Here is a 10,423-nt window from a genome sequence, read left to right as displayed (position 1 = left end):
GATGTCGCCGAACATGTTCTCCATCGGCAGCACGTCGAAATCCCAGGGCCTCCGCACCAGGTCGAGCGCCATCGCATCGATGTAGTGGTGGCCGGAGGGGACGTCGGGGAACTCGGCCGCCACTTCCTCGAAAATACGGCGCATGAAGGCCATGCTGAGGAACACATTGGCCTTGTCCACCAGCGTCACCTTCTGCGGCCGGCGCAGCCGCTCCGCGCGGCGTTCCGCCAGGCGGAAGGAAAAGCGCGCCAGGCGTTCGGTGGTGGCGCGGGTGATCACCATGGTGTCGCGCGCCTCACGGTCCTCGATCATCTCGCCGCGGCCACGGGCCCAGAACAGGCCCTCCGTGCTCTCGCGCAGGATCACCAGGTCGATCTTCTCGGCACGCGGGTCACGCAGCGCCAGCGGCACGCCGGGGATGGCGCGGATCGGGCGGACGCCGGCATAGAGGCCAAGGCGAAAACGCAGGTCGAGCTGCGGCGCGATCTCTGTCCCGTCCGGGTAGCGGATGCCGGGCCAGCCCATGGCGCCGAGCAGGATGGCATCCGCCGCTTCCGCCTGGCGGAACACCTCCTCCGACATCGCGGTGCCGGTTTCCTGATAGACGAAGGCGCCGGCGGCGAGGGTTTCGGTGGAGAGGCCGAGGCCGTGGCGGCGCACCAGCTTCTGCAGCACGAAGGTGGTGGCGTCGGTCACTTCCACGCCGATGCCATCCCCCGGCATCACGGCGATGCGGACGGCATTCGAATTCATAGCCATGCAAGGCCGCTCCGTTCGATCAGGGCAATCAGTTCGGCACCGCCACGCCGGCGGTGCTGGCGGTACAATTCACGCGCGCCATCGGCATCGCCGGCGCGGATCGCGTCCAGGGTCGCGCGGTGTTCCGCGGTGGACCGGGCGGGCAGGGGGCGCATGTTGAGGGTGAACATGCGGGCGCGATGAGACTGGTCCCACACCTGCATCACCATGGCGGACAGCCGCCGGTTGCCGCAGCTTTCGGCCAGGCCGAGGTGGAACGCCTCATCCGCCCGTGCCCAGCTGGTACGGTCCTCGGCGGCAATTGCCGCTTCCATCGCGTCGCAGGCTTCCGCCAGCGGGCGCAGGGCGAGGTCGGACAGGCGGCGGCGGGCCAGCAGTTCGGCCGCCGTCGGCTCCAGGCTTTCCAGCACGTCGTAGATATCGCGCATGTCGGCGGTGGAGATCGGCTGCACGCGCATGCCGTGGCGCGGCGTCACCGTCACCAGCCCATCCTGTTGCAGGCGCAGCATCGCCTCCCGCACCGGAGTTCGGGACAGGCCGAGCTGAACGGCAAGTTCCGCCTCCAGCCGCTGCTCGCCCGGCGGCAGGAGATTGTCGAGGATCATCGCCTTCAGCCGCAGATAGGCGGTTTCGGCGGCGGTCACCTGGCGCGGCGGAGAGGCTCTCAGGACTATCATGCGCGCACTAACGCATACGTTAGGGCGTTCGGCAACAGATTCCTTAAATCTCGGAACGGGAGGCGCCGCCGGGGGATACTCCCACAGCCGCCCCGGGACACCCGATGCGCAGCAGAATGAGGGGCCCTGTCCCGGTTCAACCGCGCGTCTCGGTCGTGCTGATCGAGAAGCTCCGCCAGGGACCTGTGGGTGACGTGGATCTGCCGGTCCCGTGACGCTCGACGCGCGCGTCGGAGACGCCCGGGAAGCTGGACTTGTACCCTTGCAGGCGCGGGCGAGGTTGCCCGCGCCGCGCAGAAATCTTTCTACCGACCGATGCTGACCAGCGCGGTATGCACGGGCTCGACCGGTTCATGAGCCTCCCGCAAGGGCTGCCGGGTCTCGATGGTGATCACGGCCTGGCTTCGCCTGGCAGCGTGGCGTGCAGGTGTTCCGCAATGTCGCGCCGGCGTGCGACCCAGACGTCCTCGCCGCGCGCCTTCAGAGCCCGGAGAATGCCCTCCACGGCTCGGAAGCGGGCGGGGCGGCCGCAGATGCGCAGATGCATCCCGATGTTCAGCAGTTTCGGAACGCCGCGCACGCCTTCCTCGATCAACTGGTCCATCGCCGCTTCGGCATAGCTGACGAAATGCTCCGGCAGCACGAAGCCGTTGGGGTGAAAGAACTTCATGTCGTTGCAGTCCAGCGCATAGGGCAGCACCAGCATCCCCGCATCCCAATAGGGCAGGTCGTCATCGAAGGCATTGCTGTCATAGCGGTAGCCATGCTTCGCCAGCAGCCCGCGCGTCCAGGCGGAGGCGCTGCCGCGGCAGAAGAAGCCCACCGGCCGTTCGCCCGTCGCGGCCTCGATCGCCGCGCCTGCGCGTAGCAAGGCGGCCTCCTCCTCCGCCTCGGTCGTGTAGTCGGCATGGGGGCGCCAGACCCAGCCGTGATTCGCCGCCTCATGCCCGCGCCGCACCACCTCCGCCGCCAGCGCCGGCGTGCGCTCCACGGCGCGGCCGCACATGAAGAAGCTGGCCTGCACTCCATGCCGGTCGAAGGCCTCCAGGAACCGCGGCAGCCCGGCCCGCAGGCCATAGCCGAAGATCCCCTCCTGGCCGAGGTCGCGGCGGCCGGGCGGCACCACGCTGATCACCTCGCCAATCCGCTCATTCTCCGGATCGCCGGCCTCCACGGCCATTTCGGCGCCTTCCTCGTAATTGACCACGAGGGACACGGCCAGTTTCGCGCCGCCCGGCCAGGCGATGCGCGGCGGGTGGAAGCCATAGCCGACCAGGTCGCGGCGCATGGGAAATGATCCTCACTTTTGGCCCGGATGTTGCAAGCCCCATGCCGCATCCGCTGCCAGGAGAGTCTCCATGCGTCGCCTTCCCCGCCGTCTTGCCGCCGGCCTGTTCGCTGCTGGCCTTTTTGCCTCTGGGGCTGCCTTTGGCCTCGCTAGCCACGCCCAGGCGCAGACCCAGATCCCGCTGCGCGTCGCCGGGAATTTCAGCCAGAACACCAAGCATGTGGACGGCGTGGAGCGGCCCTTCTTCGCCGGTCTCGGCGCCGCCTCCGGCACGCCGCTGGCGGTGAACTACAACCCGCTCGACGTGCTCGGCATCCAGGCGGCGGACAGCCTGCGCCTGCTGCGCTCCGGCGCCTTCGATGTGATGAGCGTGCAGATCGGCATGGTGGCCCGCGACGATCCGTTCTTCGAGGGGCTGGACCTGATCGGCGTTTCCACCACCGTGCCGGAGCTGCGCCGCGCCGTGGAATCCTACCGCGCCGCCTTCGATGAGCGCCTGCAGCAGCGCTTCGGCACGCGGGTGATGACGCTGTGGCCCTTCGGCCCGCAGATCATCTACTGCAACGCGCCGATCACCTCCGTGCGTGACCTGCGCGGGCTGAAGGTGCGGTCCTTCACGCCGACCATGTCTGCCCTGTTGCAGCATCTGGGCGCGACGCCGGTGACGCTGCAGTTCAGCGAAGTCTACCCCGCCTTGCAGCGCGGCGTGGCGAGCTGCGCCATCACCTCCGCCACCAGCGGCAACACCGGCAACTGGCCGGAAGTCACCACGCATATCCTGCCGCTGGGGCTCTCGGGCGCGGTGCAGGGCCACTTCATGACCATGGCCGCCTGGCGCCGCTTCTCGCCGGAACAGCAGACCGCGCTGACCCGCGAATTCCGCCGCATGGAGGATGCGATGTGGGACATCGCGACGAATTCCAACGGCGACGCGCTGTCCTGCTCCACCGGTGGCGCCTGCAGCGAGCACAAGCCCTTCCGCAACACGCTGGTGACGGTGAACGAGGCCGATGCCGCGCTGGTGCGGGAAGCCGTGGGCGCCGTGATCCTGCCGACCTGGCGCGACACCTGCAACCGTGTCTGGGCGCAGTGCACCCAGACCTGGAACGGCACGGTGGGCGCCGCGCGCGGCTTCACCATCAACTGACCCTCAGGCGCCGGGCGGCCGCATTCGCGGCCTGGGCTCGCCGCGAATGCGGCGGCGGCCATTCGGCCGCTCGGCCGGCGGAGAACGCCGGCCGCCTCTGCGGAGGGGCGCCTAACCAAAGCGCTCCACCGCCCCGGCGGCGATCCGGAAGGCAGCCGCGAAATCCTCCATCTCCATCGCCTCCTGCGGATTGTGGCTGCCGCCATCATTGCGGATGAACAGCATGGCGGAGGCGACGCCCTGGCCCGCGAAGGTCGCGCAATCATGCCCGCCACCGGAGGCCATCGCCATGGTCGCAACCCCGGCCTCCGCCGCCGCCGCGCCCAGCGCCGCGCGCAGCCGCGCATCCATCAGCGCGGGGGGGACATGCAGCGCCGGGCCGTAATCCACATCCACGCCCTGCCGCGCCCTGGCTTCCTCCGCCGCACCGGCCAGCCAGGCCTCGGCGCGGTGCAGCGCCGCCACATCCTCGCTGCGGATATCCAAGGTGAAGCGCACCTCGCCGGGCACGCGGGTGGGGGCGTGGCGCGTGGCGTCGGTGAAGAACTCGCCGATGGTGCAAACCAGGTCGGTGCCGGCGGCTTCCTCCGCCGTCCAGAAATCATCGAGGCCGGCGACCAGCCGCGCCGTTGCGATCACGGCATCGCGACGGCTGCGCCGCGGCGCGCCTCCCGCATGGGCATCCTGCCCAATCGCGCGGCAGTTGCGATGACGCAGCGAACCGCGGATGCCGGTGACGATGGCGGCGGGCATGCCGGCCTCCACCAGCTCCGGCCCCTGCTCGATATGTGGCTCCAGGAACCAGGCGATGCGCCCGGCCTTCAGGCTGGCGCGGCCGGCGCGAATGAAGTCCGGGTCGAAGCCTTCCTCCGCCATATGATCGGCCAGCGAGCGGCCCGTGTCGCTGCGCCGCAGGGTGTCCGGTGCCTCCGGCGCCAGCAGGCCGAAGGCCGCACGGCTGCCCAGGTAGTTGGCCGGGAACCAAACCATCTCCTCCGCCCGGATCGCCAGCACCGTCAGGTCGCGTGGCAGTTGCCGGCCGAGATGCCGCAGCCGCGCCGCCACGGCGAGGCCCATGGCAACCCCCGCCGCACCGTCGAAATTGCCGCCATGCGGCACGCTGTCTGCGTGGCTGCCGATCATCCCGGCGGGCAGGCTGCGATCCGCGCCGGGCAGGGTCATGAACAGGGTGCCGATCGGGTCCACATGCACCTCCAGCCCCAGCCCCTCCGCCGCCTCCCGCGTCAGGCGGTGCGACAGGCGCTCGCCGGGGCCGTAGGAGGCCCGGGTGACGCCGGGTGCATCCAGGCTGCCCTCGCGGATCGCATCCAGATAGTTTTGCGCGAGGTCCAGTGCGCGGGTTTCGGCGGCGGCGAGGGTCATGGAGAACTCCGATGAACGGTAACGGCGGCATCATTCTGACGGCGGAGGCGCTGATCGCCGGTGCCACGGATGGCGCGGCGCGGGAAGGGTTTGGCGTGCTGGTCGCGGCGGATGGCCGCATCGCCGCCATCGGTCCGCAGGCCGCGCTGCTGGCCATGGCGCCGGGTGCCGAACACGCGCATCTGCCGGATTGTGTGCTGCTGCCCGGTCTGGTGAACGCACATCAGCACGGGCGCGGGCTGACGCAGTTGCAGCTCGGCTTCCCGGACATGATCCTGGAGGCTTGGCAGACCACGAAGCGCCGGCGCGGATGGCTCGACCCGGCGGCGATGGTGCCGCTGGCGGCGATGCAGATGCTGGCCTCCGGCGTCACCGCCACCATCCACGCGAATACCACCTGGGGCGCGGCGGGGCGGCAGCCGGACGACCTGGCGCGGACCATCGCCGCCTATGATGCCGCAGGCCTGCGCGCGCTGATCGGCATCGGCGCGCAGGACCGCGCCAGCCTGGTTTTTCCGGCGGCGGACCAGCCGGCTTTTCTCGCCGGCCTGCCGCCGGCGCTGCGCGAGTTGGTCGGCAACCCCGACCCGCCGATCTTCGCCGGAACGGCGGATGAGGCGGCGGCGCTGTACGACCGTATCGCCGAAACGCTGCCGGGCAATGGCCGCATCCGCCTCGCCTTCGCGCCCGCCGGTCCGCAATGGGTCAGCGACGCGCTCTTCACGGGCCTCGCCCGGGCGGCGCGCGCGCGTGGCGGCGCGCCGATCCACATGCATGCGCTGGAAAGCGTGGCCCAGGCGGCGGCGGCGCGGCACCTCTATCCGGAGGGTACGCTGGCGCGGCTGGAGGCGCTGGGTGTGCTGGGCCCGGCGACCTCCCTGGCCCATGCGGCGCATCTGGCGCCAGGCGATATCGCGGTGGCGGCCCGCACCGGCACCAGGCTGGTGCGCAACCCGGCGAGCAACCTGCGGCTCGGCTGCGGCACGGCGCCACTCGCCGCCTATCTTGCCGCCGGGGTGGGCGTGGCGGTCGGCACGGATTGCCAGACGATGGATGACGACGAGGATCTGTGGAAGGAGCTGCGCCTGGCCGCACGGCTGGCCACGGTGCCCTCCTGGCAGGCGGCGGGGCCACCCGATGCGCCGACGCTGTTCGGCATGGCGACGCTGCAAGGCGCGGCGGCGATGGGGCTGGCGGGGCGGATCGGGCAGCTCGCGCCCGGCCTCGCGGCGGATCTCATCGCCGTCGATCTGCGGCGCGTGCGCGGCGTCTATGCCGATCCCTCCGTGCCGCTGCTGGACCTGCTGCTGGCGCGCGCCGATGCGCGGGATGTGCGGCTGACCATGGTCGATGGCCGCGTGCTTTACCGCGACGGCCGTTTCCCCAACATGGATACGTCGGCCATAGCAGCCGCCGCGGCCGAGGCCGCCGCCCGCGCCCGCGCGCCCTGGAGCGCGGAACGCGAAGCGGCGGTGGCCGGGTTGGTGGAGGCGGTGCGCCAGCACTACGCGGCGCGCTAATCGAACATCAGCCCCGGCAGCCACAGCGCGATGGAGGGGAAGGCGATCAGCAGCAGGGTCAGCAGGACCATCACGCCGAGGAAGGGCAGCGTGCCCTGGATGACCTCGCTGACCGACCCGCTTCGGCGCACCCCCTGCACGACATACAGGTTCATGCCAACCGGCGGCGTGATCAGCGCGATCTCGCACATGATGACCAGGAAGATGCCGAACCACACCGGATCGACGCCCAGCGCCACGACGATGGGAAAGACGATGGGAATAGTGCCCACCATCATCGACAGCGTCTCCAGGAAGCAGCCCAGGATCAGGTAGAAGACGAACAGCACGAACAGGATGCCGATCGGCCCGACGCCGAGCGAGGTGACGAATTCCGACAGCGCCTGCGGCACGCCCAGGATGCCGAGCACGAAGTTCAGGTAGAATGCCGCCGCCACGATCAGCACGATCATCGAGGTGACGGTGACAGTCGTCTCGAAGCAGGCATGCAGCATCGAGATCTTGAAGCGCCCGTAGAACATCGACAGGATGAATGCGAAGACCACGCCGACCGCGGCACTTTCCGTGGGCGTCGCCCAGCCGGCATAAATGCTGCCCATAACCACCACGAACAGCGCCACCGGCGCCGCTAGCCCGCCCAGTGCCCGCAGTCTCTCGCCCAATGGCAGGCGCGGCTCCGGCGCCCCGGCCAGGGCGGGCTTCCACAGGCACAGAACCGCCACCATCGCCATGAACATCGCCGTCAGCAGAAGCCCCGGCACCACGCCGGCGGCATAGAGCTGGCCGACGGAGGTATTGGTCATCGCGCCATAGATGATCATGTTGATCGAGGGGGGGATCAGGATGCCCAGCGTCGACCCCGCGGCGATGGTCCCCAGCACCAGCCGCGGATCGTAGCGCCGGTCCTCGAAGGTCGGCAGCGCCACCGTGCCGATGGTCGCCGCGGTGGCGACGGAGGAGCCGGATACGGCGGCGAACATGGCGCAGGCGCCGATATTGGTGTGCAGCAGCCCGCCCGGCAGCGGCCCCAGCCAGACCGACAGCGCCTTGTACATCCGGTCCGTCGCGCCGCCCTTCACCAGCAGCTCCCCCAGCAGCACGAAAAGCGGCACCGCGAGCAGGGTGAAACTGTCCGTCGCACCCCAGAACTGGGTGCCGATGGCGTTGATGACCGGCCCGCCGAGATAAAGATCCGCCCCCAGCAGCGCGATGGCGCCCATCACCACGCCGATATGCAGGCCGGTCATCATCAGTGCCAGCATCAGCACGAAACCGATGGCGGCCTGGACGATCCCGAAGTCGCTCATCGCAGGACTGCCTTGCCGGTCTCGGCGGCAATCTCCTCATCCACCGTGGGCGGGCCGTACCAGGCGTTCACCTCGCGCACCCGGCCGCGCAGCAGCAGCGTGGTGGCGTGCAAAGCGAGCAGCGTCGCCATCAGCCCGAACAATGCTAGGCCGGCGAACCAGACGCCCTGCGGAATCCACAGCGGCACCTGCAACGGGCTGGTGGAGACCGACATGAAGTCGATGCTGTCGGCGACCTCCGCCCAGCCACGCGCGGCGACGAAGCCGGCGAAGGCCGCGATGATGATGGCGGCCAGCACATGCGCCACCGCCCTGGGCCATGCCGGCAAGCGCTGCAGGAACAGGTCGATGCGGGTGTGCCGGCGCACCAGCAGCGTATGGGCGAAGCCGAAGGCGCAAAGCCCCGCCAGCGTATAGCCGCCGATCTCGTCCGTGCCTTGCAGCGACACGCCGAAATACCGCCGCGCCACCAGGTCGGCGCAGACCAGCAGGCTGTAGCCCAGCAGCCACCAGCCGCAGAGCAGGGTGAAGAAGCGGGTCACGGGCGTCAGTTGCCGCGCGACCGGATTGCCACCGACGGGCGCGGCGCTGGGGGAGGGGAGGGCCATGGACACCTGCTGCAAGGATGCCCGGTCTTTGCAACTTCGGTGCCACGCGCGGCCATTGCTTGACCTTGGCACCACCAGCGCCGAGCCTTCCGCGGCCATGCCCCGAATTGCGCTCGAATTCCGCCATCTCGAAGCCTTCCGCGCCATCATGCGCAGCGGCACGGTGACGGGTGCCGGCGTGCTGCTCGGCGTGTCCCAGCCTGCGATCAGCCGCCTGCTGGCGCAGACCGAAGCCATTGCGGGCTTCGCGCTGTTCGAACGGGTGCGCGGCCGCCTGGTGCCCACCGCCTCCGCCCAGGCGTTGCATGAGGAGACGGAGCGCATCTTCACCGGGGTGGAAGAACTCGCGGCGCTGGCCCAGCGCCTGCGCCTGGGCGCGCCGCGCCGCGTGGTCATCGCCTCCCTCCCCACCGTCACCCTGGCCGTGCTGCCGGAGGCGGTGGCCGCCTGGCGCGCGGCGGGGCGGGCGGAGACGCTGTCGATCCATTCCCGCACCGCCGGCGGCGTAATCGGGCTGGTCGCGTCGCGCCAGGCGGATCTCGGCATCACCATCAGCGCAGCGACCATCCCGGGCGTCCGGTCCACCCTGTTGTTGCGCAGCCGCGCCTGGTGCGTACTGCCGCAGGACCATCGGCTGACGCTCAGATCCGTGGTGCGCGCCGCGGACCTGCATGGCGAGGCCTTCATCGCCCTGTCGCGGGAGGAGGGGCGGCAGGGGCTGGTGGAAGCGGCGCTGCAGGGCAGCGGGGCGCAGCCGGTCGAGACGGTGGAATGCCGCATGGCCACGGGGGCCGTCGCCCTGGTGGCGGCGGGCTGCGGCCTGACCATCGCGGATTCGCTCGCCGTCGCCCCTTTCCTTGGCCGCGGCATCGTGCTGCGGCCCTTCGAGCCGGCGGTGAGTTTCGACTACCGCCTGATCTGGCCCGAGGCCGTGCGCGACGGCTTTGGACGCGCCGCGCTGGCGCAGCGCATCCGCGAAGCCGCGCGCGGGGTGCGCGACCGTGTGGCCGCGCATGCCGCAGGGGCATAGCGGCAGCGGCCCCCGCATAACCGAATGGTATGGTGCCGGGCCGCGCGCGCATGCGAAGCTCCGCCGGATGAATGGATCCGACGCCATCTTCGCCCCCGGCTTCCGGGACAGCCCCTATTGGTGGGAGGCCGCACCCCCCACGGCGACCACCGCGCCGCTGTCCGATGCGGCGGAGGTGGTCATCGTCGGCGGCGGCATCGCCGGCCTGTCCACGGCGCTTGAGCTCGGCCGCAACGGCGTCAAGGCGCTGGTCATTGACCGGGAAACGATTGGCTGGGGGGCATCCTCCCGCAATGGCGGCGCGCTGTCGGGCGCGGGCAGCCTCGGCAAGGTCCGCGCCGACCTGAAGGAGGCGTTTGGCGAGCAGCTGGTCACCGAGATGGTGGAGGAAGGCGAGGCCGCCTACGAGGAATTCGCCACGCTGATCGCGCGCGAGAACCTCGACTGCGATTTCGTCCGCAGCGGCCGGTTCGTTGGCGCGCATGCCGCCAAGGCGATGGAAGGGCTGAAGCGGCGCGCGGAGATGCTGAACGCGGCGACCGGTGCCGAGGAAGCCTTCGTGGTGCCGCGCGGGGCGGTGGCGGAGGAGATCGCCACCACGAAATACCATGGCGGGATGGTGATGCTGCGCGCGGGTGGCCTGCATCCCGCGAAATATGTGCGCTCACTGGCCGAGGCCGCGACGCGGCAGGGCGCCACCCTGG

At 70.3% G+C, this 10,423-nt stretch carries 10 protein-coding genes; 4 read left to right on the top strand and 6 right to left on the bottom strand.

Annotated features, from left to right (window positions below; all coding sequences use genetic code 11):
- The 3 genes from Q8S40_RS00625 to Q8S40_RS00615 form a co-directional block, all read right to left on the bottom strand.
- Positions 1 to 759, bottom strand: a 759-nt coding sequence (locus Q8S40_RS00625; protein WP_305668887.1) for an isocitrate/isopropylmalate family dehydrogenase, incomplete at its 3' end; no start/stop codon positions are given.
- Positions 750 to 1,436, bottom strand: a complete 687-nt coding sequence (locus Q8S40_RS00620) for a GntR family transcriptional regulator (RefSeq protein ID WP_305668886.1) — start codon at positions 1,434 to 1,436, stop codon at positions 750 to 752. The genes Q8S40_RS00625 and Q8S40_RS00620, both read right to left, overlap by 10 nt.
- A 391-nt stretch (positions 1,437 to 1,827) precedes the next feature.
- Positions 1,828 to 2,724 (bottom strand): polysaccharide deacetylase family protein, encoded by an 897-nt coding sequence (locus tag Q8S40_RS00615; RefSeq protein ID WP_304808301.1) that lies wholly within the window; start codon positions 2,722 to 2,724, stop codon positions 1,828 to 1,830.
- Positions 2,725 to 2,794: 70 nt separating this feature from the next.
- On the opposite strand from Q8S40_RS00615, the gene Q8S40_RS00610 reads away from it, so the two are divergent.
- Entirely contained in the window at positions 2,795 to 3,871 is a 1,077-nt protein-coding gene (locus Q8S40_RS00610) for a TRAP transporter substrate-binding protein (protein ID WP_305668885.1), read from the top strand.
- Between the two features lie 111 nt (positions 3,872 to 3,982).
- Here Q8S40_RS00610 and Q8S40_RS00605 read toward each other — a convergent pair whose 3' ends face one another.
- Positions 3,983 to 5,254 carry a hydantoinase/carbamoylase family amidase gene (locus Q8S40_RS00605; RefSeq protein ID WP_305668884.1) on the bottom strand — a complete coding sequence of 424 codons (1,272 nt, stop codon included), beginning with the start codon at positions 5,252 to 5,254 and terminating at the stop codon, positions 3,983 to 3,985.
- Between the two features lie 11 nt (positions 5,255 to 5,265).
- On the opposite strand from Q8S40_RS00605, the gene Q8S40_RS00600 reads away from it, so the two are divergent.
- Positions 5,266 to 6,774 (top strand): amidohydrolase family protein, encoded by a 1,509-nt coding sequence (locus Q8S40_RS00600; protein ID WP_305668883.1) that lies wholly within the window; start codon positions 5,266 to 5,268, stop codon positions 6,772 to 6,774.
- Here the strand turns inward: Q8S40_RS00600 and Q8S40_RS00595 are convergent.
- Positions 6,771 to 8,081: a TRAP transporter large permease gene (locus Q8S40_RS00595; RefSeq protein ID WP_305668882.1), complete on the bottom strand. Its 1,311-nt coding sequence runs from the start codon at positions 8,079 to 8,081 to the stop codon at positions 6,771 to 6,773. The two genes, Q8S40_RS00600 and Q8S40_RS00595, sit on opposite strands and share 4 nt — an antisense overlap.
- The gene (locus Q8S40_RS00590) at positions 8,078 to 8,689 is read right to left on the bottom strand and encodes a TRAP transporter small permease subunit (RefSeq protein WP_305668888.1); all 612 of its coding nucleotides are present in this window, start codon (positions 8,687 to 8,689) and stop codon (positions 8,078 to 8,080) included. The genes Q8S40_RS00595 and Q8S40_RS00590 overlap by 4 nt, the downstream gene beginning before the upstream one ends.
- Positions 8,690 to 8,786: 97 nt before the next feature.
- Here Q8S40_RS00590 and Q8S40_RS00585 point away from each other — a divergent pair, with 97 nt between their 5' ends.
- Positions 8,787 to 9,719 carry a LysR substrate-binding domain-containing protein gene (locus Q8S40_RS00585; protein ID WP_305668881.1) on the top strand — a complete coding sequence of 311 codons (933 nt, stop codon included), beginning with the start codon at positions 8,787 to 8,789 and terminating at the stop codon, positions 9,717 to 9,719.
- A gap of 67 nt (positions 9,720 to 9,786) precedes the next feature.
- Positions 9,787 to 10,423: FAD-binding oxidoreductase (locus Q8S40_RS00580; RefSeq protein ID WP_305668880.1), on the top strand; the 637-nt coding region annotated here is incomplete at its 3' end.

It is taken from the genome of Falsiroseomonas sp. (assembly GCF_030695085.1).
In the GTDB taxonomy this organism is placed as follows: domain Bacteria; phylum Pseudomonadota; class Alphaproteobacteria; order Acetobacterales; family Acetobacteraceae; genus Falsiroseomonas.
The sequence above is the reverse complement of the archived record's forward strand: the minus strand, read 5'-3'. Positions and strand labels throughout refer to the sequence as shown.

Excerpts from the sequence above, each read along its gene's own strand:
- Q8S40_RS00620 (WP_305668886.1), bottom strand. The coding sequence starts at position 1,436 with ATGATAGTCCTGAGAGCCTCTCCGCCGCGCCAGGTGACCGCCGCCGAA.
- Q8S40_RS00615 (WP_304808301.1), bottom strand. The coding sequence starts at position 2,724 with ATGCGCCGCGACCTGGTCGGCTATGGCTTCCACCCGCCGCGCATCGCC.
- Q8S40_RS00610 (WP_305668885.1), top strand. The coding sequence starts at position 2,795 with ATGCGTCGCCTTCCCCGCCGTCTTGCCGCCGGCCTGTTCGCTGCTGGC.
- Q8S40_RS00605 (WP_305668884.1), bottom strand. The coding sequence starts at position 5,254 with ATGACCCTCGCCGCCGCCGAAACCCGCGCACTGGACCTCGCGCAAAAC.
- Q8S40_RS00600 (WP_305668883.1), top strand. The coding sequence starts at position 5,266 with ATGAACGGTAACGGCGGCATCATTCTGACGGCGGAGGCGCTGATCGCC.
- Q8S40_RS00595 (WP_305668882.1), bottom strand. The coding sequence starts at position 8,081 with ATGAGCGACTTCGGGATCGTCCAGGCCGCCATCGGTTTCGTGCTGATG.
- Q8S40_RS00590 (WP_305668888.1), bottom strand. The coding sequence starts at position 8,689 with ATGGCCCTCCCCTCCCCCAGCGCCGCGCCCGTCGGTGGCAATCCGGTC.
- Q8S40_RS00585 (WP_305668881.1), top strand. The coding sequence starts at position 8,787 with ATGCCCCGAATTGCGCTCGAATTCCGCCATCTCGAAGCCTTCCGCGCC.